The sequence below is a fragment of the Kribbella ginsengisoli genome (genome assembly GCF_039537185.1).
Taxonomy (GTDB): domain Bacteria; phylum Actinomycetota; class Actinomycetes; order Propionibacteriales; family Kribbellaceae; genus Kribbella; species Kribbella koreensis.
This window is the reverse complement of the sequence record NZ_BAABAA010000001.1, coordinates 774,394-798,882: the sequence shown is the minus strand read 5'-3', so window position 1 is coordinate 798,882 and position 24,489 is coordinate 774,394. Positions and strand designations below refer to the sequence as shown.

The 24,489-nt window shown below is 68.5% G+C and carries 21 protein-coding genes; 9 read left to right on the top strand and 12 right to left on the bottom strand.

What is annotated here, in order from left to right; all coding sequences use genetic code 11:
* The first annotated feature begins 13 nt into the window (after positions 1-13).
* From ABD768_RS03440 to ABD768_RS03430, 3 genes are all read left to right on the top strand, one after another.
* Positions 14-208 carry a ferredoxin gene (locus tag ABD768_RS03440; protein WP_344837235.1) on the top strand — a complete coding sequence of 65 codons (195 nt, stop codon included), beginning with the start codon at positions 14-16 and terminating at the stop codon, positions 206-208.
* A gap of 6 nt (positions 209-214) precedes the next feature.
* Positions 215-1,393: an NAD(P)/FAD-dependent oxidoreductase gene (locus ABD768_RS03435; RefSeq protein WP_344837233.1), complete on the top strand. Its 1,179-nt coding sequence runs from the start codon at positions 215-217 to the stop codon at positions 1,391-1,393.
* An 81-nt stretch (positions 1,394-1,474) separates the two neighbouring features.
* Positions 1,475-3,328, top strand: coding sequence for an alpha-L-fucosidase (locus tag ABD768_RS03430; protein ID WP_344837230.1), 1,854 nt, complete (start codon positions 1,475-1,477; stop codon positions 3,326-3,328).
* Here ABD768_RS03430 and ABD768_RS03425 read toward each other — a convergent pair.
* From ABD768_RS03425 to ABD768_RS03415, 3 genes are read right to left on the bottom strand one after another with little or no spacing between them, the layout of a single operon-like run.
* Positions 3,315-4,994, bottom strand: coding sequence for an AMP-binding protein (locus tag ABD768_RS03425; protein ID WP_344837227.1), 1,680 nt, complete (start codon positions 4,992-4,994; stop codon positions 3,315-3,317). The two genes, ABD768_RS03430 and ABD768_RS03425, sit on opposite strands and share 14 nt — an antisense overlap.
* A gap of 16 nt (positions 4,995-5,010) precedes the next feature.
* On the bottom strand, positions 5,011-5,895 hold the full coding sequence (locus ABD768_RS03420; RefSeq protein ID WP_344837225.1) for an SDR family NAD(P)-dependent oxidoreductase: 885 nt from the start codon (positions 5,893-5,895) through the stop codon (positions 5,011-5,013).
* A 9-nt stretch (positions 5,896-5,904) separates the two neighbouring features.
* Entirely contained in the window at positions 5,905-6,741 is an 837-nt protein-coding gene (locus ABD768_RS03415) for an alpha/beta fold hydrolase (protein ID WP_344837223.1), read from the bottom strand.
* Here ABD768_RS03415 and ABD768_RS03410 point away from each other — a divergent pair.
* Entirely contained in the window at positions 6,740-7,867 is a 1,128-nt protein-coding gene (locus ABD768_RS03410) for a M24 family metallopeptidase (RefSeq protein ID WP_344837220.1), read from the top strand. The genes ABD768_RS03415 and ABD768_RS03410 overlap by 2 nt on opposite strands.
* Before the next feature lies 1 nt (position 7,868).
* Here ABD768_RS03410 and ABD768_RS03405 read toward each other — a convergent pair whose 3' ends face one another.
* The gene (locus tag ABD768_RS03405) at positions 7,869-8,846 is read right to left on the bottom strand and encodes a GlxA family transcriptional regulator (protein ID WP_344837217.1); all 978 of its coding nucleotides are present in this window, start codon (positions 8,844-8,846) and stop codon (positions 7,869-7,871) included.
* A 70-nt stretch (positions 8,847-8,916) separates the two neighbouring features.
* On the opposite strand from ABD768_RS03405, the gene ABD768_RS03400 reads away from it, so the two are divergent.
* The 3 genes from ABD768_RS03400 to ABD768_RS03390 all read left to right on the top strand — a co-directional run bounded on the left by ABD768_RS03400 (position 8,917) and on the right by ABD768_RS03390 (position 13,129).
* Positions 8,917-10,194: an MFS transporter gene (locus ABD768_RS03400; RefSeq protein ID WP_344837214.1), complete on the top strand. Its 1,278-nt coding sequence runs from the start codon at positions 8,917-8,919 to the stop codon at positions 10,192-10,194.
* A gap of 51 nt (positions 10,195-10,245) precedes the next feature.
* Complete coding sequence (gene soxR / locus ABD768_RS03395) at positions 10,246-10,725, top strand: redox-sensitive transcriptional activator SoxR (protein ID WP_344837211.1); 480 nt, start codon at positions 10,246-10,248, stop codon at positions 10,723-10,725.
* 289 nt (positions 10,726-11,014) lie between these two features.
* Positions 11,015-13,129 (top strand): RecQ family ATP-dependent DNA helicase, encoded by a 2,115-nt coding sequence (locus tag ABD768_RS03390; protein ID WP_344837209.1) that lies wholly within the window; start codon positions 11,015-11,017, stop codon positions 13,127-13,129.
* Positions 13,130-13,320: 191 nt separating this feature from the next.
* On the opposite strand, the gene ABD768_RS03385 is transcribed toward ABD768_RS03390, so the two are convergent.
* From ABD768_RS03385 to ABD768_RS03350, 8 genes are all read right to left on the bottom strand, one after another.
* Complete coding sequence (locus tag ABD768_RS03385; protein ID WP_344837206.1) at positions 13,321-14,472, bottom strand: nitric oxide synthase oxygenase; 1,152 nt, start codon at positions 14,470-14,472, stop codon at positions 13,321-13,323.
* A gap of 100 nt (positions 14,473-14,572) precedes the next feature.
* Positions 14,573-15,091 (bottom strand): hypothetical protein, encoded by a 519-nt coding sequence (locus tag ABD768_RS03380; RefSeq protein WP_343978800.1) that lies wholly within the window; start codon positions 15,089-15,091, stop codon positions 14,573-14,575.
* Positions 15,039-16,340 carry a globin domain-containing protein gene (locus ABD768_RS03375; RefSeq protein WP_344837203.1) on the bottom strand — a complete coding sequence of 434 codons (1,302 nt, stop codon included), beginning with the start codon at positions 16,338-16,340 and terminating at the stop codon, positions 15,039-15,041. Before ABD768_RS03375 ends, ABD768_RS03380 begins: the two co-directional genes overlap by 53 nt.
* 278 nt (positions 16,341-16,618) lie before the next feature.
* On the bottom strand, positions 16,619-17,794 hold the full coding sequence (locus tag ABD768_RS03370) for an MFS transporter (protein ID WP_344837200.1): 1,176 nt from the start codon (positions 17,792-17,794) through the stop codon (positions 16,619-16,621).
* Between the two features lie 41 nt (positions 17,795-17,835).
* Positions 17,836-18,297, bottom strand: coding sequence for a class F sortase (locus ABD768_RS03365; RefSeq protein WP_344837196.1), 462 nt, complete (start codon positions 18,295-18,297; stop codon positions 17,836-17,838).
* A gap of 232 nt (positions 18,298-18,529) precedes the next feature.
* The gene (locus ABD768_RS03360; RefSeq protein WP_344837193.1) at positions 18,530-19,498 is read right to left on the bottom strand and encodes a hypothetical protein; all 969 of its coding nucleotides are present in this window, start codon (positions 19,496-19,498) and stop codon (positions 18,530-18,532) included.
* 170 nt (positions 19,499-19,668) lie between these two features.
* Complete coding sequence (locus ABD768_RS03355) at positions 19,669-20,607, bottom strand: zinc metalloprotease (RefSeq protein WP_344837190.1); 939 nt, start codon at positions 20,605-20,607, stop codon at positions 19,669-19,671.
* 106 nt (positions 20,608-20,713) lie between these two features.
* Positions 20,714-22,798, bottom strand: a complete 2,085-nt coding sequence (locus ABD768_RS03350; protein WP_344837188.1) for a bifunctional polysaccharide deacetylase/glycosyltransferase family 2 protein — start codon at positions 22,796-22,798, stop codon at positions 20,714-20,716.
* Between the two features lie 111 nt (positions 22,799-22,909).
* Here ABD768_RS03350 and ABD768_RS03345 point away from each other — a divergent pair, with 111 nt between their 5' ends.
* Both ABD768_RS03345 and ABD768_RS03340 read left to right on the top strand, forming a co-directional pair.
* Positions 22,910-23,257 (top strand): hypothetical protein, encoded by a 348-nt coding sequence (locus tag ABD768_RS03345; protein ID WP_344837185.1) that lies wholly within the window; start codon positions 22,910-22,912, stop codon positions 23,255-23,257.
* Positions 23,258-23,586: 329 nt separating this feature from the next.
* Positions 23,587-24,456: a hypothetical protein gene (locus tag ABD768_RS03340; RefSeq protein WP_344837182.1), complete on the top strand. Its 870-nt coding sequence runs from the start codon at positions 23,587-23,589 to the stop codon at positions 24,454-24,456.
* Positions 24,457-24,489 lie beyond the last annotated feature (33 nt).

Genomic DNA, 24,489 nt, shown 5'->3' with positions numbered 1-24,489 from the left:
GAGGGGTACTGCGATGAAGGTTGTTCTCGATCAAGACAAGTGCATCGGCTCGGGGCAGTGCGTGCTGTCGTCGCCGGACGTGTTCGACCAGCGTGATGACGACGGCATCGCCGTACTGCTGGAGGAGCAGCCGGGCGCCGACGCTGAGGAAGGTACGCGGGAGGCTGCGCGGATCTGCCCGGCGCTCGCGATCACGGTGGCGGAGTAGTCGCGCGTGCTCTCACAGATAGTCGTCGTCGGTGCATCCGCCGCGGGTCTGACCGCGGCGGAGGCGCTGCGGCGCGAGGGCTATGCGGGTGAGCTGACCATCGTGGGGGAGGAGGCGCGATCGCCGTACGACCGGCCGCCGCTGTCGAAGCAGATCCTCCGCGGCGTCTGGGACGAGGAGCGGATCGTACTGCGTTCCGACGACCTGCTCGCCGACCTCGACGCCACCTGGATCCTTGGTACCGCAGCTGTTGCGCTCGACCCGTTGGCGCGCAAACTCACCCTCGCCGACGGCCGGATCCTCGGCTACGACGGCCTGGTCATCGCCACCGGCGCGACGCCCCGGCGACTCCCGTTCGGCCACGACCTGGCCGGCGTCCACCTCCTCCGCACCCTCGACGACACCCTCGCCCTCCGCGACGGTCTTCGAGCCGCACGGTCGGTGGCGATAGTCGGCGCCGGCTTCCTCGGTGCTGAGGTGGCAGCGGTCGCCCGGGAGCTGGCGTTGTCGGTGACGATGATCGATCCGTTGCCGGCTCCGATGATCAGGCAGTTCGGTCCCGAGATGGGGGGCTTGCTGACGCAGTTGCATGAATCGCAGGGAGTGGATGTTCGCTGTGGTGCGGGCGTCACCGCACTGGCCGGTGAGGACGATCGAGTTGCAGGCGTCGAGCTGTCCGATGGCTCGACGGTTGGTGCTGATCTGGTGCTTGTGGCGGTCGGCGCGACGCCCGCGACGGAGTGGCTCGTGGGTAGCGGGCTGGTCGTCGGCGACGGGATCGAATGTGATCAGTACTGCTTTGCGGCGCCGGGTGTGGTTGCGGCTGGGGATGTTGCGTCTTGGGAGCATCCGGGGATCGGCCGGCGGCGGCTGGAGCATCGGATGAATGCGACCGAGCAGGCCACCGCGGCCGCGAAGAACCTGCTGGGGCAGGGGATCGCGTTCGAACCGGTTCCGTACTTCTGGACCGACCAGTACGACGTGAAGATTCAGGTGTACGGCCGCTCGGGTGAGGACCTCGACTTCCGGATCGTCGCCGGTGATCCGGTGGAGGGCCGGTTCGCCGCTGTGTATGGCGACGGCGACCGAGTGGTGGGAGCGCTTGCCTGGAATCTCCCGCGCCAGGCGCGCCTGCTGCGTCAGCACGTCGTCGAAGGAACGGACTGGAGTTCCGCAACATCATAGATCCGATAGGATCTAGTATTTTCATAATTTATTGTCTACGCTCCCGTTCGTCATCGCCCCGACGAACGGCAGGAGATCGCTGTGTCCACAGCAGGTCGAACCCGTAGGCGCCGGATCCTCACCGGCATCCTGATCACCGCACTGGCCTCCGCGGCACTCACCGTCCCCACCACCACGCAGGCCTCGGCGATCGTCGCCGGGGACGACCTCGCGCTGGGCCGAACGGCGACCCAGAGTTCGGAGTACGAGATCGGCGCGCCCGCCGCCCGCGCCGTCGACGGCAACACCGACGGCGGATTCTGGAACGGATCGTTGTCGCACACTGCCGAGCAGGACCAGCCCTGGTGGCAGGTCGATCTGGAGAGCAAGCAGAAGCTCGGCAGTGTCACGATCTACAACCGCACGGACTGTTGCCTCGCCCGTCTCGCCGACTTCTACGTGCTCGTCTCGAACCAGCCGTTCACCTCCGGCTCGCTGGCCGACGTGCGCAACCAGGCCGGGGTCTCGGCGTACCACGTCGATCGCGTCGCCGGGAAGGTCGAGCTGCCGATCGGTCGCGACGGCCGGTACGTCCGCATCCAGCTCAACGGCCACAACGCACTCGCCCTGGCCGAGGTCGAGGTCCGCAAGGCCGCGCCGGCCCCCGTTTCGCCGTACCGGAACGTCGCATTGGCAGCCAGTACTACGCAGTCGAGCGTCCTCGACGGTGGCGTGCCGACCCGTGCCCAGGACGGCAGCACCGATGGGAACTGGAGCAGCAAGTCGCTCAGCCATACGGCCTCGGAGCTCAATCCCTGGTGGCAGGCCGATCTCGGAGCGAGCAAGAAGCTGACGTCGGTCGTCGTATGGAACCGGACCGACTGCTGCCAGGACCGGCTGGAGGACTTCTACGTCATCACCTCCGACAAGCCGTTCAGCTCGACGGACCTGAAGAAGACGCTCAAGCAGCCGGGCGTCCACTCGTACCGGGTGAGGGACATCGGGCGCTCGGCGTCGATCGGCAACGGGAACACCGCTCGTTACGTCCGGGTGCAGTCGGCGCTGACCGGCTATCTCACGCTGGCCGAGGTGCAGATCTTCAGCAACGAGGTGCTGGTCCCTGCGGATGTTGCCAAGCACGTTCGCGAGAACCAATTCGGCATGTTCATCCACTACGGGCTCGGAACGTACACGAATGAGCAGTGGGCGACGCCGAACACCTCGCCGAGCGTCTTCGACCCGGCGACGGTCGACACCGATCAGTGGGCCGCGGCTGCCAAGAGCGCCGGGATGAAGTACGGCGTGCTCACGACGAAGCACCATGACGGGTTCGCGCTGTGGGACACCGCGTCGAACAGCTATGACGTTGCCTCAAGCCCCTATCGGGACGATGTCGTGCGCAAGTACGCCGACTCGTTCCGCAAGGCCGGGTTGAATGTGGGGCTGTACTACTCGATCTGGGATCGGAGCAATGGGGAGACCACGGAGCTGGTGATCAACCAGTTGCGCGAGCTGCTCACGCAGTACGGGTTCGTCAATCAGCTGTGGTTCGACGCGTGGACCTTCGCGCCGGGGTACGGGAAGATTCCGTACGAGCAGGTGGCCGCGTTCGTGCACAACGTCTCGCCCGGCACGGTGATCGTGAACAACGACAAGAATGACACGGTCGCGACGTCGGACCTGCTGGAGTACGAGGACGGGCGGCCGCCGGCCGGGCTGACCGATCCGGTGCAGATGTCGGACATGATCAGCACCAGCAACTGGGACTGGTTCCACACCGATCAGTCGGTCGAGCCGCGGTCGACGGCGGACATCGTGGCCGAGGAGACGTACGAGCGCGACCACGGCTACCAGTACCTGCTGAACGTCGGGCCGAGCCAGGACGGGCGGATGGACAAGGTCTACACGGACCGGCTCGCTGAGGTCGGCGCTGCTCTGGGTGTCAGCTCTCGCTGAGCTTGTCGCGGAGGATCTTCCCCGTCGCGTTGCGGGGGAGGTCCTCCACCAGCACGATCCTGCGAGGCGTCTTGTAGCGGGCGAGGTTGGCGCGGACGTGCTGGATCAGGTCGTCCTCGGTGACCTCACCGGCCGGTACTACGTACGCCACCAGGCGCTGCCCGAACTCGTCGTCCGGTACGCCGACCACCACCGCCTCGACGACACCGGGGTGACTCATCAGGCAGTCCTCGACCTCGACCGGGTACACGTTCTCGCCGCCCGACACGATCATGTCGTCCTCGCGGCCGTCGACGAACAACCGTCCGGCGCTGTCGAGGTGACCGAGATCGCCGGTACTTATCCGGCCCTCGACGACCGTCTTGCTGCTGCCGTCCTCGTACCCGCCGAACACGAGCCCGCCGCCCGCGAAGATGCGCCCGGTGACGCCGGTCTTCGTTGGCTGATCGTGGTCGTCGAGAATCCTGACGGAGCTGCCGAGGCAGGGCCGCCCGACTGTGCCGGGTGCTGCCAGGAGGTCGGCCGAGGTGGCGATGGTCGCGATCCCGATCTCGCTGGACCCGTAGGCGTCGCAGAGGATCGGCCCGAACTGCGCGATGAACCGCTCGGCCAGCGCCGGACCCAACGCGGCGGCGCCCGAGATGACGGCCCTGAGTGACCGAAGATCACGCTCGGCGATCGCGGCCGGACCGACGTCGAGCATCCGTTGCAGCATCACCGGCACTGCGACGATGCTGCCGGCCCGGTGCTTGTCGACGGACGCGAGCACCGCGGCAGCCTCGTACCGGCGAGCGAGGATGAGCGGCGATCCGAGGAACAGCGCGAGCATGGAGTTGAGCAACCCCAGCCCGTGGAACAACGGCGGACAGATCACCATCGGCTCACCCGCCCGCAACCCGATCCGATTGAGCGCGCTAGCAGTCAGGCCGGCCAGGCCCAAAGCAGTAGGCGCGCGCGGCGCCGCCTTCGGAGCCCCCGTGGTCCCCGACGTGAGGATGGTGATGTGCCCAGGGGTGCTCGGTGCCGGCGCCTCCGGCGCTTCGCTCAAGGCAAGGTCATCGAGCGTCGCAGATGACGGGCGTGGGCTCTCCGCTGCAGCCGGCCGGCCGGTGGCATCCGCCTGCCAGGCGATGACTGTGGGGAGGTCTCCGGCGGCTGCTGTGAATTCCTCGTCGTGGATGAGGAGGTCGGGGTGGTGGTATGCGAGGACGGACTTGAGTTGTGGGGGTGCGAATTCGGTGTTGACGAAGAGGACGTCGGCGCCGAGGCGGGAGGCGGCGAGGGTTGCTTCGAGGAAGCCGCGGTGGTTGCGGCAGAGCACGGCGACCTTGCTGCCGGCAACAATTCCGTACTGCGCTCGCAGCGCGGCCGCCTGTCGTGAGCAGCGTCGATCGAGCTCGCGGTAGGTGATCGTGCCCCGCTCGTCGATCACCGCCGGCTTGTCGGGGAAGCGGATGGCCGCGATCGCACCCAGTGCCGCCATCGACTGACCCCACTGCCGCAGCGCGCGCTCGATCGCCACAAGCTGCGCCGGCCGCGCCGACCGCCAGACTCCGGACCGCACCAGCGCGACGGGCACCCCGCTGAGCTCACCAGCAGCACGCACCAGCCAGTCCGGCGGCCGCATCGGCCCGATCGGCCGCGGCCTCAGCCGCCGCGGCGTCATCGGCCCGCTTCCGACATCATCGGTCTTCTTTGCGGGGGCGGTTGGAGAGGCGGTAGTACTGCTCGAACAAGCGGTCGGTCGGCACCCGGAAGAGATTGCCCAAGGCATCGGCCGGGCGGACCAGCGGCGGGGTGATGTTGTGGGGCTTGCCGGCGACTGCCGCGCAGACTTGATCGGCGGCCTGCTCCGGGCTCAACCCGGGCAGACTGTTCAGCAACGGTGTCGGCGAACTCATCCGGGTGTGCACCAACCCCATATAGACAGTCGACGTCGTCACCCCATCGTCGCGCACCTCCTGCGACACACACCGCAACCACATGTCGAACGCGCTCTTCGACGCGAGGTACGCCGACCACCGCGCCATCGGCGGAGTCCGCACCCCCGCAGTCGACACGTTGACGATGTGCCCGGAGCCGCGGTCGCGCATCGACGGCAGCAGTTCGAGGACGAGCTTGGCCGGCCCGAGGTAGTTGACCGCGTTCGTCCGCTCGATGTCGTGGAACCGCTGGTACGAATCCGCGACCGACCGCCGGATCGACTTGCCCGCGTTGCTCACCAGCACGTCGACATGCCCGTGCTCGGCCAGTACCTTCGCGACGACCTCTTCGACCGCCGCCGGGTCGGCCAGGTTCGCCGGGTAGACGAAGGCCTTACCCCCGTCAGCCCGGATCTCCTCGGCCACGACCTCGAGCTGCGCCGCCGTCCGCGCCAGCAACAGCACGGTCGCCCCAGCGCGCGCCAGCCGTTTGGCCGTCGCCTCACCGATCCCGTACGACGAACCCGTCACCAGCGCGACCTTGCCGCGCACCGCAAAGGCCAAGCGGTCGTCGGTGATCCGGGTCCGCCCGTTGGTCAACGCGACAAGCAGAGGCCACCCGAACGGACGCTTCGCAGTCTCCATACCCCGACATTACCCACTAGTAGCCTCTGTGGCGATCCTCTCCAGCCAGTCGTTGACGAATACCCCGAGCAGCGCGGGTTGCTCGATCTGCAGATTGTGACCGGCGCGATCGAGTACGGCGTACGAGGCGCGGGGGTAATGGTCGAGCAGCGGGTACTGGTCCGCATAGCCGGTGATGGAGTCCTGCCGGCCGCAGAGGATCAGCGACGGCCGCGTGTAGATCGGCCCGCTCTCCGGGGCGGTCGTCAGCGCCCAGTTGCGCCGGATCCGCGCCATCGCCCGGAGGTCGGCCGCGTCCAGCCCAGGCTCGACGTCCGCTTGGTATTGCCGCAGGACGTCGGCCGTCTGGAGTACGGAGATCTCGGTGAAGTCCTCGAGTTGCGCCGGGGTCAGTGTCGCGAGCACTGCCGGATCCGACTCCAGTACGACGTGCTCGGGCACGGTCCGCTCAGCATGCTCCAGCGCGATCCCGATCGGGCAGATCAGGCCGAGTCCGAGGATCTGGTCGGGCCGCTCGGCGACCAGCCCGCGCGCCAGATAGCCGCCGTACGACTCGCCGATCAGCACGAAGGGCTCGGCGCCGATCTCGGTGTCGATGAACTCCCGGAGCGCCGCCATGATGCCGTCCGAGCTGTCGACTCCATCGCCGGAGCTCTTGCCCATCCCCGGCAGGTCCGGATAGAGCCGGCGGTAGCCGGGCCGCTCCGCGAAGATCGGCTCGAGACAACCGGTCATCAGCCGGTGGTCAGGAGTCCAGCCGTGCAGCGCGAGCACCGGAGTGCCCTCGCCGTGGGAGACGTGGTGCAGAGCCATCGCCGTGCCTTTCGGAAGTACTGTCGGACGCATGTCTCGCAGATCTTCGCACTCGCCTCAGACAGATTCCGCAGTACTTCGTTCGCGGCTGGAGCGCGCGAGGGAGGCGGCCGCCGGTACCGGGCTGCTGATCGCGCCGGGCTCCGACCTGCGCTACCTCCTCGGCCGCGAAGGCGGCTCGCTCGAACGCCTCACCACGCTCGTCATCCCCGCCGACGGGCGGCCGGCTCTCGTAGTACCGAAGCTGGAAGCACCCGGGTACGACGATGTACCGACCGCCGAGCTCGGCATCGACATCGTCACCTGGGTCGACGGCGACGACCCGTACGCCGTTGCCGTCGACCGGCTCGGCAAGCCCGATCGGGTGGCGGTCAGCGACTTCACTCCGGCGTTGCATGTGCTCGCGATGCGGGCCGCGCTACCCGGCGTCGAGCAGGTGCTGGCCGGACCGATCGTGCGCGAGCTGCGGATGCGCAAGGACGCGGCGGAGGTCGAGGCACTGCGCAAGGCGGGAGCGGCGATCGACCGGGTGCACGCGCGCGTCGGGGAGTGGTTGCGGGCCGGTCGTACCGAGGCGGAGGTCGGCGCGGACATCGCGGCGGCCATCGTCGAGGAAGGGCACGTCGCGGCCGACTTCGTGATCGTGGCGAGCGGTCCTAATGGGGCCAGCCCGCATCACTCGCTGTCGGATCGGGTGATCGAGCCGGGCGATGTTGTGGTGGTGGATATCGGTGGGCCGATTCCGGAGGGGTATTGCTCGGACTCCACCCGGACGTATTCGGTGGGGGAGCCGCGTGAGGCTGATGTCGTTGCGACGTACGAGGTGTTGCGGCTGGCTCAGCAGGCTGCGGTCGACGCGGTGCGGCCGGGGGTGAGTGCGGAGTCGATCGACGCGGCTGCGCGGGAGGTGATCGCGGCGGCGGGGTTCGGTGAGTTCTTTATCCACAGGACGGGACATGGGATCGGGCTCGACGTGCATGAAGAGCCGTACATTGTCAGTGGGAACGAGCTGATTCTCGAACCAGGGATGGCGTTCAGCATCGAGCCGGGCATCTACCAGCCGGGTCGCTGGGGTGCGCGGATCGAGGACATCGTGGTCGTGACGGAGGACGGGGTCGAGTCCGTCAATCAACGTCCGCACCAACTGATGGTTGTCTGATTCAGCTCGCGCGGAAGGTTTTGCGGTAGGCGAGGGGTGGGATGCCGACTTCGTTGCGGAGGTGGTGACGCAGGGAGGCAGCCGTGCCCAGGCCGGCGGCTTCGGCGACGCGTTCGACCGGAAGGCCTGTCGTCTCCAGGAGATGGCAGGCGTGCCGGACGCGTTGCTGGAGTAGCCAGTTGCCGGGGGATTGGCCGGTCTCGGCCTTGAAGCGGCGGCTGAAGGTGCGGACGCTCATCCGGGCGTGATCGGCCATCGCGCCGAGGGTGATCTCGTCGGCGAGTCGCTCGAGCGCCCACGCGCGCGTGGGCGCAGTACCGTCGGTGCCTTCGTCCGGTACGACGCGGTCGATGAACTGTGATTGGCCGCCGTCTCGCCAGGGGGCGACAACGCAGTGCCTGGCCGCCCGGTTGGCGACCTCGCTGCCGAAGTCGCGACGGATCAGATGCAGGCAGAGATCGACACCGGCCGCGAGCCCGGCCGAGGTGACGATGTCGCCGTCGTCGATGAAGAGCAGGTCCTCGTCGAGCAGCACCTTCGGGTAGAGGCTGCGGAACAAGTCGGCGCGCTGCCAGTGCGTCGTCGCGGGCCTGCCGTCGAGTAGACCGGCTGCCGCGAGTACGAAGGCGCCGGTGCAGATGGAGGCGATCCTCGCGTCGGGCCGGACAGTGGCCAGTGCCGCGGCCAGGTCGTCGGGCAGGGTCCCTTCGTTGCGCGGCTGCGGGATGTACGTGCCGGCGACGATCACGGTGTCGGCCTCGGCGAGGATCTCGGCCCCGAAGTCGGGAAGGATGGTGAACCCGAGGGCTGCCCGGACCGGCTTGCCCGCTTCCAGCCCGCAGATCTTCACGTCGTACAGCCGGGTGCCGTCGGCGGTGGTCGCCTCACCGAGCACGGTCGGCGGAATGGTGAGGTCGAAGCCGACGACCGGCTCCAGGGCCAGTACCGCGACCCGGTGTGGCGTGAGCTGAGTAGCCATGGCCACATCTTGACACATGGTGGCGGTCTGGCCACTGGTTCGCGGCGAATTCCTGCCTCAGACTCGCCTGGTGACAGAGATTCTGGAGAAGAAGGCGGTCCGGCGGCGCTTGCACCGCGCCTGGCCCGTCGCTGCGGTCGGCTTCATCACCCTGATCGGCGCAGCCGGTTTCCGGTCCGTACCGAGCGTGCTGCTGGACCCGTTGCACGAGGAGTTCGGCTGGTCGCACGCGACCATCTCGGCGGCCGTGTCGATCAACCTGCTTCTGTACGGCCTGATCTCGCCGTTCGCCGCGGCGCTGATGGATCGGCTCGGACTGCGCAAGGTGGTCAGTGGTGCCTTGGTGCTGATCGCGCTCGGTAGTGGGCTGACGATCTTCATGAACTCGTCGTGGCAGCTGCTGCTCTGCTGGGGGCTGCTGGTCGGGGTCGGTACCGGGTCGATGTCCATGACCTTCGTCGCGACGATCACCGGGCGCTGGTTCGTCGAGCGCCGTGGACTGGTGACCGGCATCCTGACGGCGGCCGGCGCGACTGGGCAGCTGGTCTTTCTTCCCCTGATCGCTCACCTCGCCGGTGCCTACGGGTGGCGGGTGCCCGCGTTGGTCGCGGCCGGGGCGGCGCTTGCCGTAGTACCGCTGGTGTTGCTGTTCCTGCGGGACTACCCGAGTGATGTCGGGCTGCGGGCGTACGGGGCTCCGGAGGGGAGCGCTGCGGGGCAGCGGGTCGAGACGACCGGCAACAGCGGCGTACGGGCGTTGACTGCGCTCTGGAAGGCTATGCATCGGCCTGCGTTCTGGTTGCTGGCTGGTGGGTTCGCCATCTGTGGTGCGTCGACCAATGGTCTGGTTGGTACGCACTTCGTGACTGCTGCGCATGACCATGGGATGCCTGCGACCACTGCCGCTTCGCTGCTCGCCCTGGTCGGGATCTTCGATGTGGGCGGCACCATCGTGTCTGGTTGGCTGACTGACCGGTGGGACCCGCGGTACCTGCTGATCGCGTACTACTCGCTGCGTGGGCTATCGCTGTTGGTACTGCCGTCCCTGCTCGGGCCGACGGCGCAGCCGAGTGTCTGGGTGTTCATCATCTTCTACGGGCTGGACTGGGTGGCGACTGTGCCGCCGACGGTCGCGCTGTGCCGGGAGTGGTTCGGGGTGGACGGGCCGATCGTGTTCGGCTGGGTCTTCGCCTCGCACCAGATCGGTGCTGCGATCGCGGCTACCGGTGCGGGCGCGATCCGGGATGCGCAGGGGAGCTACAACCTGGCCTGGTACCTGGCCGGTGGACTGTGTGCGGCGGCGGCGTTGATGTCGGCGAGTATCGGACGCCGGATCGCCGTGGCCTGAGTCGCTCGGTTAGCCTCGACATTAGTTGAGGTTGACCGGGGAGGCGACGCGGTGGAGATCGAACCGGGCGAGATGACGGTCGGGCAGTTGGCGGAGCGCAGCGGGGTGGCGATCTCCGCGCTGCATTTCTACGAACGGCAGAACCTGATCATCAGCCGGCGGACGACGGGGAACCAGCGCCGGTACAAGCGCGACACCCTGCGCCGGGTGGCGATGATCCGGATCGCGCAACGGGTCGGCATTCCGCTCGCCGAGGTGGCCGCGATCCTCGCACTGCTGCCGGACAACCGGACGCCGACCCGGCAGGACTGGGAACGCATCTCCGAGTGCTGGCAGGTCGAGCTCGACCGCCGGATCGTTCACCTGGAACAACTCCGCGACGACTTCAAGGACTGCGTCGGCTGCGGCTGCCTCTCCCTCGACCGCTGCGCCCTCGCCAACCCGTACGACACCCTGGCAACCAAAGGCCCCGGCCCCCAACGCCTCATAGACCCAGCCGGAGCCCCCAGCCACCCAGCCACCTGTCACTAACCCACCCCACCGCCCCACCCGCCCCACCTGCCCCACCGCCCCACCTGCCCCACCCCGTCCCCCCGCCCGACATCGACGCCGCTCTACCCGCCCCCCGACGCTTTCATCTGAGGGGTTAACCCCTCAGATGGTGGGTTGCCCCCCGAGATTCTGGGGTGGCAACCCACCATCTGAGGGGTTAACCCCTGAGATGTGGCGTGGGGGGAGAGGGCGGCGGCTTGGGTGGGTTGTCCACAGGTTGTGAGTGCGGCCGAGCGGGCTGGGGGTGGTGGCGTCTAGGGTCGTCGGCATGGGTGACATCAAGCTGTCGGATGATCGGGCGGCGACCGCTGCGGGGCTGATCCGCGCGATCGCCGGAGACGGCGCGAGTCTTCGGGCTGACCAGGAGACCGCGGTCGCGGCGTTGTGCGAGCCGAATGCGCGGGTGCTCGTCGTCCAAGCGACAGGCTGGGGCAAGTCGGCTGTCTACTGGGCAGCGACGGCGATCCGCCGGTCGGAGGGCGCCGGGCCGACCTTGGTCGTCTCACCCTTGCTGTCGTTGATGCGCGATCAGGTGGGCGCGGCCGGCCGGGCGGGCTTACGGGCGGCGACGCTGAACTCGTCGAACGTGGACGACTGGTCGGGGATCGAGAGCGACCTGCGTTCGGGTGCGATCGATGTACTCCTGGTATCACCGGAGCGGCTGGCCAATCCGGGCTTCGGCCGGCGCGTGCTCGACGCGTTGGCTGGGCAGATCGGCCTGCTGGTGATCGACGAGGCGCATGCGGTCTCGGACTGGGGACATGACTTCCGGCCCGACTATCGGCGCGTCTCCGACGTGCTGCAGAAGCTGAACCCGACCACGCCGGTGCTGGCGACGACGGCGACGGCGAACGCCCGGGTGACCGATGACGTGGCGCACCAGCTAGGTGCATCGACACTGGTACTCCGTGGTCCGCTGGCTCGGTCGAGCCTTCAGCTGTCCGTCGTGGACGCGTTGTCGCCACTGGATCGGTTCGCCTGGGTGGTCGACCATCTGCCGAAGCTGCCCGGGTCGGGCATCGTCTACACGTTGACGGTCGCGGACGCGCAGCGGTTGGCGGCGGCCATCCAGGAGATCCATGGAGCGGCTGTTCCCGTTGCGGCGTACACGGGGCAGCTCGAAGCGGGGGAGCGGGAGCGGCTCGAGGATGCCTTGCGGGGCAACGAGTTGAAGGCGTTGGTCGCGACGTCGGCCCTCGGGATGGGCTACGACAAGCCTGACCTCGGCTTCGTGGTGCATGTGGGGTCGCCGCCGTCACCGGTTTCTTACTACCAGCAGGTCGGACGCGCTGGGCGTGGCATCGACCACGCAGTCGTCGCCTTGCTGCCGTCCGACGCAGATGCAGGCGTGTGGGACTACTTCGCGACCGCGACGATCCCGGTACCGGAGCAGGTCAACCGGTTGCTGCGCGGGCTGGAGGCGTACGGACCGGACCAACCGGCGACGGTGCCTTCGCTCGAGGCGGAGACCGGGCTGCGGCGCGGGCGCGTCGAGTTGATGCTGAAGCAGCTGGCGGTCGACGGCGCGGTCGAGCGGGTGGAGCGCGGCTGGGTGCGGACCTCCACCGACTGGACCTTCGACGCCGCCCACTACGACGGCATCGTCTCGGTACGCCGCCGCGAGGCCGACATCATGCGCGCCTACACCCGCGGCGAACGTTGCCTCATGCAACTACTGCAGGAGTCGCTGGATGACCCGTCCGCCGAGCGCTGCGGACGCTGCTCCGTCTGCCTCGGTCTGTTGCCCGACCCGTTGAGCGCGGCACCCGAGCCGGAGACCGTCGAGGCGATCACCCGGATGTTGCGGGGTGAGACCCATGTACTCGAGCCACGCAAGATGTGGCCGGGCGGTGCGTTCGGCGCGAAGGGCAAGATCCCACCCGCACTATCGGCCGAGCCCGGCCGAAGCATCGTCTACGCCGACGCGCCGGAGTGGCGTGAGGTCATCCGCTCGGTCTTCAGCTCAACACCGGACAGAGCTTCGCTGGACGCCCTCAAGGCAGGCTGCGTCGCGGCCCTCTCCCGCTGGCGCGACGCCTGGTCCCGCCGGCCAGAGGTAGTCGTCACGCTCCCCGCGGCAGGTCATCGCCAACTGGTCACCGACGTCGCCGACCACCTCGCCGAGATCGGCCGCCTCGAGCGCGCCGAACTCACCGTCGACAACTCCGCCTACACCGACGATCTCTCCTCCGCCGAAGAAGCCAAGGTCTGGCGAGACGGCCTCTCGGTAGACGCCACCACGGCCCAGTCGATCACCGACCGCTCGGTGTTGCTGGTGGTCGACGCCTCATCCTCCCAATGGCCGATCACCGTCGCCGCCGCCAAACTCCGCGAGGCCGGCGCCGCGGCGGTCCTTCCCCTCCTCATCCACCGAAGGCCGTAGAGGAGAGGACCACCGAGCGCCGCAGCCCGTAGAGCAGAGGGCGAGCCTCCCGTGGCCAGGCGAGGGCGAGCGGCCCGTGGCCACGGGAGGACGAACGGCCCGTGAGCCAGGGGAGGGCGGCCCGTGAGGGGGGCCGCCCGTGAGCCAGGGGGCGGGCGGCCCGTGGCCAGGGGAGGGCGGGCGCCGTGGCCCTAGAGGAATGCGGGGGGAGTGCCTTGGAGTCCTCGGCTGGTGGTGTCTGGGTCGGCGGTGAAGGTGGGGCCTTGGGATTCGGTCGTGTAGTAGCGGTGGAAGACGGGGGTTTGGGAGCCGGAGAGGGGTGGGACTATCCAGGTCCAGTCGGCGGGGCAGTTGCGGCCGGCTCGTTCTTCGCGTTCCAGGTGGAGGAGGAATCTGCGGGACTCGGTGTGGTGGTCGGTGATGCTGACTCCCTTCGCGCTGAAGGAGTGCAGGACGGCGCGGTTGAGCTCGATCAGGGCGCGGTCTCGCCAGAGCGTTGTCTCGGACGAGGTGTCCAGGCCCATCCGCTCGGCGACCTCGGGGACCAGGGCATAGCGATCGGTGTCGCCCAGGTTGCGGGCGCCGATCTCGGTGCCCATGTACCAGCCGTTGAAGGGGGCAGCGGGGTAGGAGACGCCGCCGATGTCGAGGCGGTTGTTGCTGATCACCGGGACCGCGTGCCAGCGCAGACCGAGGTCGGCGAACCAGGGGAGCTCGGGGTGTTCGAGGTGGACCTCGTTGATCGCCTCGTCGGGCAGCTGGAACAATCGCGGGCCCTCCTCGAAGGTCTCCACCACGAGGGGCAGCACGTCGAAGGCACCGGGGATGGCGGGTGGCTGCCACCCGCGGCGGATGAGTTCGCTGGTGAAGGCTCGGTAGCGGGGGTCGCCGAGGGACTGACCGTCCGGCTGTTCGTAGCCGGCGTACCGGATGAGTTGCTCGTTCCAGATCCTGGGGGCGGATCTGGTCGGCGTCTCGGGAGCGAACACGCTGATCATCGGCCGGATCTTGCCGCCGTTGTGTGCCTCGCGCAGATGGTCGAAGCAGTGTTCGGCGACCTCACCCGCGCCGGAGACGGTCCGCAGATCGCGCACCTGCAGGCTGTGCCAGTACAGCCGGCCGATGCAGCGCGCGTTGTTGCGCCACGCGACGCGCGCGCCGAAGGTCAGCTCCTCGGTGGTGTGCCAGTACGTCCCGGTGCGATCGATCTCGCGTCCCACCGCCGCCATCCGCGGTCCGATCGAGCCGGCCTGCGGATTCTCGGCGTAGAACAGCGTGAGGAATTCCTCGGCCGCGGCCCGGACCAGCTCGGCCTCGGCATGGCCGATACGACGTTCGTGCACGGGCCCACCGCCCACCATGCGGTCGACCCGTGCCCGAACCCGCCCGGGCCCTGGTGACGCACGCCGGCCAGTCGGGGAGGTCCTGCGCCACGCGGTCATATCAGGCCGGTCCCAGACCGCTACCGAACTCGGGCGGCCAGCCCTTGGTGCGGTCAGCCAATGTCTGACCTGGTTCCGCCGGTGGCACCGGGCGGATCTGGTCCACCTCGGTGGCGAAGGAGTCCACGATCTCCTGCATGTGCGCGTGCGCCGTCCGGGCGTACGAACGGACCTGCTCGCCGGCCGTGTCCATCGCCGCCGCGACGATCTTGCGCTCCTCGGCACGCGCCTGGCCGATCCGCTCGCGGGCGTCCCGGCTGACGTCCTGGACCATCTCCTCGACCACCAGCTGGGCCTGGCTGAACATCTGGATGACCTGTTCGTTCACCTTGTCGCCGGCCTGCTCGTGCTGCTCCAGCTCGGCCTTCATCCGCTGCAACTCTGCTTTCCCGCGCTGCAGCTCGGCCTGGAGGCGTTCGTTCTTGGCCTTGGCCTCGCGCAGCTCGAGTTCGGTGGCCTGCACCTGGTCAGCGAGCAGGTCGAGGTAGCCGTAGACCTTGCCCGCGTCGAGGCCGCGCATCCGCCGCTGGAACGTCTCTTCCCGGATGGAGCGCGGTGTCTGATGTGGAGAGCGGTGTCGGCGGTTGGTGATCGTCACTTGCTGTCTCCTGACCTGAGAGCGCCGGGCCGGCGGCTTGTTCGCCCGCGGCTGCGTAGTAGAAGTGCTCGTACTTGATGTGCTCGGGACGCATACCGGCCGCGGCCAGCTGCTCCAGGGTGTGCGCGACCATCTGCGGTCCGCCGCACACCATCGCCGTACGACCGGTCAGCGACTGCCTGGCCGCGACCGTGCCGACCTTCCCGCGCGTTCCGGGGTAGGACGGGTCGTCGGAGACGACCTCCGTGTACTCGAACCACGGCCGCTTCTCGGCCAGCTCCCTCAGCCGCGGCCGGTCGTAGAGATGCCAGGGCATCCGTACGCCGTGCAGCAGATGGACAGTTGGTCCAATATGAAATCGTTGCCACTCCAGGTCGATCTGCTCCAGGACTGCCAGCAAAGGAGCCAACCCGGTTCCTCCGGCCGCGAGCAGCAAGTCCCTCGGGTCGCCTTCTCGCCGGGTCAGCCGCTCACCGACCGGCGCGCCCAGCTTCACGACATCGCCGACCTTCAGGGACCGGACGACCGTCGGACTCACCTGGCCGCCGTCGATCTGCTGTACCTGCAGGTCGATCGAGCCGTCCTGACGCGGAGCGTTGGCCGGGCTGAAGTATCGCCACTGCCGTGGGCGCTGCGGGATCTCCATCGACAGCGATTGGCCGGGCAGGAACGGGAAAGCACGCCTGGGGCGGACCGTCAGCAGGGTCAGGTCCATCGTCCGCCGCTCGGCGGAGATCACGTCGGCGTCCCACCAGTCGGGCGTGGTCTCCGAGGAGGTCTCGGCCGCCTCGACCATGATCCGCGCGACCAGCTGGTAGGCCGCCGTCCAGTGTGCGGCGAGCTCCTCGTCCCACTCCGACCCCAGGAAATGCATCAGAGTGGCGCACAACGAGGCGCCGACGGCGTTGTAGTGCTCCGCGACGACGGCGTACTTGCGGTGGTCCCGGCCCAGATGTTGCAGGAAAGGCGCGTCCTTCTCCAACTTGTCGGCGTGGCTGACGATCCGGCCGAGGGCGCCGACGAACTTGTCCCGTTGATTCGCCATCGAGAGCGGGAACATCGACCGGACCTCGGGGTGGGCCACGAAAAGGTGCGAGTAGAAGTACAGCGGAACCTGTTCGCCGTGTTCGGTGACGAGGTCCCAGCTGCGCTGCAGGGCGTAGGCATCCATAGGGATTCGTTATCCGGCTCGGAAAGGCAGCTCCTCGACAGATCCGGACCACCCATCGCTGGGCATTCTGTACAACCGTTCGTCGTCGGTGGCGCATGCCGACTGTGCTGACAAGGGTTCCCTCCCAATCCAGTCCCCGAGTCCTGCGAATCTTCAGACCTCTCTCGACTACCCCCGCCTCAACCCACTGAAACTGGCCAAACGGACCTATTCGTCTCGAAATTTTCCAGCAATCGCTTACCTGTCTGGACCACAGCCCTTAAAGTTGCCAGAGGCAATCAATTTGGTTCGCGATTCGCCTGCCCACCTCTTGATCTCGTAGCGCAGAAGTAGTAGGCCGGGCCGGCCGCGAGGAGAACGGCCAGTACCGCGTAGCCGTAGGTGAGACTGGCCGCGGTGGCTACTCCGGCGACCAGCAACGGTCCGCCCGCGTCGCCGAGTTCGCGGCCCAGCTCGGCCGTTCCCATGGTCTGGCCCAGGCGTGCCGGAGAGGTGGATGACGCCAGCGCGGAGAAGCCGAGCGGCGTGATGAGGCCGGTGCCGACGCCTATCAGTACTGCCGCAAGCAGTACGCCGAGAAGGCCGGGCAGCGTCGCGCATCCCATCCCTGCGGCAGCGACCAGCAATCCGATCCCGAGGCCGCCCCGCGCGGTGATGCGCCCAGCATCCAGGGCCCGACCCGCACGTGGCTGAACCAGCGCAGCAGTCGCCGCCAGGACCGACACTGCCGCACCGGTGGCGACCGTACCGAGCCCAGCCGCCGCGCCGGTAACCGGTAGGAACCCGACCCCGACGGACAAGGCCGCAGTCGCGCCGGCCAGGGCAGCGGTCGGGCGGAGGAACACTGGATCAGTCAGGCGCCGAGCCAGATCGAGCACCGTCTGCCGAGTCCGGGGCAGCGGCGGCGTCATCGGGACGGCCAGCAACGCCCACAGGGCCACCGATATCGCGAGCACGGTCATCACCACGAACAGCAAGCGGAACCCACCCAGCCACACCAACGCGCCGCCGAGCAGCGGCCCGAGGGTGTAGCCGATGCTCTTGTAGAAGCCGTAGCTGCCGAACGCCCGGCCGTGCTTGGCCGCTGGGTTGAGCCGGGCCACCAACGAAGAGGCAGCCGGCGAGAACGCCGACGCGGCCGCACCTTGCCCGAGTCGCGCGACCCAGAGCCAGCCGGGGCTGTCGGCGACCGCGTACAGTCCGGACGCGATCGCGAAGCCGACCAAACCGCCCAGCAGTACCGGGCGGGCGCCGATCCGGTCGGCGATGGTGCCGAAGACCGGCTTGAGTACCACTTCCGCGCCGTCGTACAAGGCCAGCAGGACCCCGAGCGTCAGCAGCGACTTCACCGCATCCGCAGAGAACCCACCCAGGTTCGCCGCCACAGCATGCGCACCGAAAGCGGTCGTGAAGCCGGCGGCGTACAAGGGCCACATCCGCCGGTCGGTCGCCACGCCGTCAAAGCTAGCAGGACAGCGGATTCCGCCCCGTCTGGTCAGGTGACTCGCTGCGCGACGACCACCGAGTTGCTGAGGTAGACCTTGCCGTTCCAGTCTTCGCAGGTGACCAGGACCAGGCGGCCCGGAACGGTCTGGTCGAAGATGTGCGCCGCGTTCTTCGCGAGGGTTTGTTTCCGGTACGTCGTGACGGTGGTGACTCGGTAGCCGAGCTGTCCTCGGGAGGTGGCCACTGCGACGTCGTCGCCTGGCCGGAGTAGCGCCAGGTTGTCGAACGCGCCGCCGCCGGTGTGCACGGTGTGGCCGGTGATGATGGCTGACCCGACGCGGGCTCCGGGTTGAGCTCCGCCGGTCCACCAACCGAGCTTCTGTGGGTTGGAGGGCGGGATCAGTGCGCCTTGCTCGGTAGAGATGCCGACGACTGGCGCTGTGACCTGCAACCGGGGGATGGACAGCTCCAGGGGTCTGCCTGGCCTTGCCGCCGGTATGCGGGGCGGCACTGTCGTCTTGGCCCGGCCCGGCGGCGCCGCAGTGTGCGGGGTGGATCGGTGCGGAATTGCTGACGCCGGTCGGTGGGGAATGGCTGGTGTCGCTACGTCGGGCGGGACAGCGCCTGCTCGGTCGTCGACTTGCAGGTAGGCGCCGGTCAGGGCCAGGGCGATCCCGGCGAGAGCGAGCGACCCACCCCACCGAAGTGGGTCGGGTCGTCCGCGTCACCGGGCGTTGGTCACGTCAGCTACTGTGCCTGCCCCGGCGCCGGAGCACGAGTGCGGCGCCTATTGCCAGCATCAGACCACCGGCCGCGAGCAGCCCTCCGCCGAGTGCGTTGAGCGGTCTGCCGTCTGAGCTGTTGTCGCCTGTACTACCGGCGAGACCCGCGTCGACCGCTGTCGGCACACCGGTCGTCGGCGCCGTGGTGGTCGGTGCGACCGGCGCGCTGGTCGTGGACGTCGCCGGAGAGCTCGGTACGTCGGTGGGCAGCGTGACCGGCGGGGTCGTCGGAGGTGTGGTGGGCGGGGTGGTCGGCGGCGTGGTGGGAGGTGTGGTGGGCGGACTGGTCGGAGGAGTGGTCGGCGGGGTGGTGGGAGGCGTGGTGGGCGGAGTGGTCGGCGGCGTTGTGGGCGGCGTGGTCGGGGGAGTGGTCGGCGGAGTGGTCGGCGGGGTGGTGGGAGGCGTGGTGGGCGGCGTGGTGGGCGGCGTACAACCCTCGACCCAGAAGACCTTGTGCTTGGTGTCCGCACCGATCGAACCCTGGGCGTGCACGGTGATCTTCACGTGGTAGCCCTGCTGTGGATGCGGTGGGCCGCTGAACGAGAGGGTGTAGGTCTCCTTCGCGTCCAGATCGTTGCCGCCGCCGGCCGGATCGCCGCCGATGAAGGGCGTCAGGTCACCGGACTCCACCTGCAGGCCACCGTTCGCGGTCGGTGCCTGGTCCTGGAAGAGCACGGTCGCGCTCAGGTTCCCCTGGTCGTAGTTGTAGAACTCGACCACGAAGGTGCAGCCCTGGTGCGGGTTGTTGTCCGGCGGCCCGCTCTGGATGTCGGTGCCCTCGATCTTGATCGTGCCGTTGTTCCCGGGCGGATCGGCCTGCGGGGCCGCGGCAACAGCTCCCGAGTCGACGGGGGCGATCGCAGGTGCGGCCAGCGCGGTCGCACCTGACAACAGCGACAACGCTCCGGCCGTGGCGACGATCGTGCCCATGCGGGAGTGACTACCTGTCTGTGCCATCACGGCCTCGATTCAGGAAGGGATCTCCACTGCAGTATGCGCTTTTCGTTGCCTTGGTCAACTAGCAACGCATGTGGAAAGTCCTTGCCAAATGCAACAGCCGCCCCGGTACGGACCCGGGGCGGCTGTCGTGGGCCGGTGTGTCAGGCGCGGTACGCCGTCCACATGGTGCTGATCCGGGTGCTCTGCCCCGGGGTGAACTGGTTGTAGCAGGAGTCGTACGAGTAGTCCATGTAGTTGTGGATCGGGTCGAGGCCCGGCAGCGAGCAGGAGTCGCGGCCTTCCGGGCAACCGTTGGTCGAGCTGCTCTGTGCGGGCGTGTCCGAGACCTCGTCGTTCGTGCTCGTGCAACCGCCCTGGAAGGTGTGGTAGAGCCCGAACCAGTGGCCGGCCTCGTGGGTCGCGGTCTCGCCGAGGTTGTAGTTGGTGGCCGAACCGCCGGGCAGCGACGTGTACTGCACGCGGATACCGTCGATACCGGGGTTCTGCGCGTAGTCCCACGGGAAGGTCGCGATGCCGAGGTAGGAGAAGTCGACCAGCCAGATGTTGAGCGCGTTCTTGCCGCCCTTGCGGGTCTGCTTGCGGTACGTGGAGCTCTGCTTGTCCTTGTGCCAGTTGTTGTTGTTGTACCGGAAGGTACCGGCCAGCGTGAAGGTGAAGCCGGTGTTGGCCGCCGCGGACGACTCCTGACCGCCGAACGTCTTGTTGAGCACAGCGATCTGCTGGGAGATCTGCGTGTCGGTGACGTCACCGTTGCCGGCGGCATCGCGCATCACGTTGACGTAGACCGGGACGGTCGCAGCTGCCAGCGCACCCTGGGGTACGGCGACGCCACGCGCGGCCTTGGCCTTCAGCAACTGAGCCGTCCGGGCCTCGACCGCCTTCTGCTCGGCGACGGTCATGTCGCGGGTGTCAGCGCCCCGGCCGCCCTTGGCGGCCGAGCCGGCCGGCGGTACGAAGCAGTCGGCCTTCTGCTCGGCTGGTGCCTTGGCGGTCGCCTGACCGCCGACCGGGCTGAAGACGAGCGCGGCGCCGGCCAGGGTGACGGCGAGTACGCGGAGACGGGGAGTGAAAGATCGCATCGGGAGCGCCTCTCCGGATCGGGCCGCTTGGGCGGGCGGCCGGTTGCCGGAATGATGCGGGCCTTATTCCTGATTCGGAAGCGATAACGCGGAAAAATCGGGAAACTCAGGGAAATCCTTCGGTGGACGGAGCCGTGGGCGGGACGCCCAGGCTGCCGTACCGCTCCATCCGTTGCCAGCGCAGCCGGGAGCCGGCAAGCGCGGTGAAGACCGACTGGATGACGACCAGGTACATGAGCTGGCGGTACACGAACTGCTGCAGCGGAAGGCTCCACAGCGGCCCGGCCTTCTCGCCGTCGAGCCGGAAGGCGTACAGGCCCATGCCGAGCTGCAGAGCCAGGAAACCGGTCCAGACCAGACCGACTCGCAACGGGTTCAGGAAAACCAGCCCATAGATCGCGAACACGTCCACGGCTGGCGCGAGCAGCGGTAGCAGAACCTGGAAGAGCATCAGGTAGGTCAGCCCGCGCCGGCCGAGTTTGCCGGCCTGGCCGCGCTGGATCCAGGCGCCGCGATGCTTCCACATCGCCTGGAGCGTGCCGTAGCACCAGCGGTAGCGCTGCCGCCAGAGCGCGCCGAGGCTGGCCGGCGCCTCGGTCCACGCGCGGGCGCGCTCCTCGTACACGACCCGCCAGCCGTCCCGGCACAGCGCCATCGTCAGGTCGGTGTCCTCCGCGAGCGTGACGTCGCTCAGACCGCCGATCCGCTCGAGCGCGCCACGCCTGAACCCGCCGACCGCACCGGGCACGGTCGGCATGCACTCGGCCAGATCGAACAGCCTGCGGTCCAGGTTGAAGCCGACGACGTACTCGATGTGCTGCCAGCGCCCCAGCAACCCGCCACGGTTGCCGACCTTCGCGTTGCCGGACACGGCTCCGACCGCCGGGTCGGCGAACGGCTGCACCAGCATGCGGACCGCATCGGGCTCGAAGACGGTGTCCCCGTCGACCATCACGACCAACTCGTGCGACGACGCCTGCAGCCCGGTGTTGAGGGCAGCCGGCTTGCCCGCGTTCGCCTGCCGGATCACCCGTACGCCGGGAATCGCCAGCGACTCGACCAGGTCGGCGGTGCCATCGGTCGAACCGTCGTCGACGACGATCACCTCGACCGGATGGTCCGAGGCGACCAGCGACCTGACCGATGCCTCGATCCCCGCGGACTCGTTGTACGCCGGCACGATGACCGAGACGGGTTCGGTGACCGGGTCGCCCCACGACCAGTACCGCTCGCGGGCATGGCGCCGGGCCGCGACCACGGTGGCCACGGCGCGCAACACGCTCAGCGCGCCGGCGGCGTACAGGAGCCAGGTGAGTACGGTCAGGATGCCGTCGCTCAGCCGCATCGCACCGATCAGGGCCATGCCGCGGCCGTGCTCGATCGCGCTCGCGGGGTGGACCGGCTGCGCCATGCCGACGGCGTCGCTGACGGTGGCGAACCGGTAGCCGCGGGCCTTCAGGACCGGGATCAGCTTCTGCAGCGCGGCCACCGTCTGGCTCCGGTCACCACCTGCGTCGTGCATCAGCAGAATCTGGCCGCTGGTGCCCTTGGGCATCGAGTTCGCGATGACCTGGGTCGTGCCGGGGCGGCGCCAGTCCTCACTGTCCTGAGTGGTCAGGACGGTCAGATAGCCCGCGTCCCGGGCGCGCTTGATCGACGCCCAGTCGGCATCGGTCAGCGCGTCGGGTTCGGACGAGTACGGCGGTCGCAGCAGCGGCGTACTGACGCCTGTCGCGCCGGCCAGGATCAGCTGGCTCTGGCGGAGCTCGAGCCCCTGCCGCCAGGCCGGCGCCGAGCTCAGATTCGTGTGGGTGAAGGTGTGGATGCCGATTTGGTGGCCTTCGGCAACTATTCGGCGGGTGAGTTCGGGGTGGGCGGCGACCTCGGTGCCGACGACGAAGAAGGTGGCCTTGACCTTCTGGGCCCGGAGCAGGTCGAGCACCTGGGGTGTCCAGGCCGGATCGGGTCCGTCGTCGAAGGTGATCGCGATCGTCCGCGCCTTCGGCCGGACGGCCCGGGGCGCACCCGTGCCGGCGTCGATGACCGGACCGCCGTCGGCGATCGCGGCCGGCACGCCATCGTGTGGGCCGGTCGCTGTCACCGATCCGTCGGGCGCGCTGCCGAACAGGTGGTGGGTGTAGCCGTTCAGCAGCAGTGCGCCGGACAGGCCGACCAGCAGGACGGTCAGCATCACCCAATGTGTCCGGAGCGGTACCTGGCGAGCGCGACGAGCCCGGGTCACGGCTTGCCGGGTGTCTTCGTTCGCCCGGGTGGAACGCTCGGCTTACCGTGGCCGGAGTTCTTGCCGGGGGTAGTCGTCGGAGTGCTGCTCGGTACGACGGTTGGCGTGGACGTCGTCGGTGTGGATGTCGGCGCGGAGGGGGTCGACGCCGGAGGGGTTGGTGTCGGAGGAGTCGATGTCGGAGTGCCCGACCCCTGGGAGCTGGGCGCCGACGTCTCCGCGACCACCGGGCGGAGGGAGCTGTCCGGAGTACGGACCGACTCGCTGGGCTCCGGGGTTTCCGCCGCCCGCTCCGGCGCCTTCGTCACCCGCGGCGCCGGCTGGTGCTTGACGGCCTCGGGCAGGGGGATCAACGGCGTGTCCACCTGTGGCCCACCGAGCATGCTGCTCACCAGCAGCAAGACATAGCCGCCTGCCGGGACGGCAAGGATCGCCCCGAGTCGGCGGACGGTGCGATGACGCTGCCCGGACGAATCGACGAAAACCGGCTTCCGGGCGGGGAAAGACTTCACAAGCGCGGGATCCTACTCGCCCGCCGCCCCCCTTGGCACCGCCAGGAAATCCATGTCTGCCTGGGTTACCGCCTCGCTACTCTGCGTCGGCCAATGGCCGTTGGCCCGGGCCTCGTCCACCTGCGATCGGGAAATCCGCGGAAAGGTGACAGCCCGGCAGGTTGGTGGCGTTCTGCACCGGAGCGTCCTGGCCGTCGATGGCTGGCGCGTCGTAGTATCGCGGCGGTGGACGTGCCGCTGACCTGCCGGTCGCTTCCGGGATGCCTGGAGCAGGACTTTCCCGCGTATCAGGCGGCGATCTGGGCCGTACGAGTCCGGAACCATCCCGTTGTGGTGACCGCGGACATGGTGGTTGCCGAGGTGTTCGTGGACGAGATCTTCCTGACCGGTGTGAGCACGGGAGACCGGGAGATGCTCGGTCGGTGGTTCGGAGTCGTCGAGCGGGCGCTCGGCGGTCCGGACGAGATGCTGCAGAAATTCTTCGTCGACCATGTCGTGCCAGTGGTGCTGAACACCGATCGGCGGGCGCGGTGGACGCAAGAGTTGGCGGGGACGTTGTTGCGAGCTCGGCTGGATGCGGTGGTCGGTGTGCCGTGGCGGCGGCAGGTTGGTGGCTTCGGCCCGGAGTACGAAGAGACGTTGGGGGTGCCGCTCATTGTGAGCGGATATGTCTACCGCGACGAGATTCTGCTGCACTCGGCCCGGCAGCGGCGGGATCGGACCGCGGTTCCGATGACTCGGCCTTTTGCCAGGTTGCCTGCCCGCAGCGATGCGTATCGGGTCGGGGCCACGGTGGCGGAGATGCTGACGATCTTGCCGCGGACGCTGGACGAGGATCCTCGGCATGCAGTGGACGAGTTCTTGTCGTACGCCGGGATCGCCGAATGGGCGCCGTTCTACGCGGAGTCGCTGACGGTGAATCTGCAGGGCGGCGCGGATACGTACGCGCTGTCGATCTGGCCGATGCACAAAGACCGGGGTGGCACACACCAGGGTGAGTCGTCGTCCGTTCCGGACTGGCGTGACGCGGCCGACCTCGGAACAGCAGTCCTGACGGCCTTCCGGACCGCGACCGTGAACGGCCGGACGCTTTAGCCTGCGCTGACGTCAGCAGATCGCCGTCTGTTC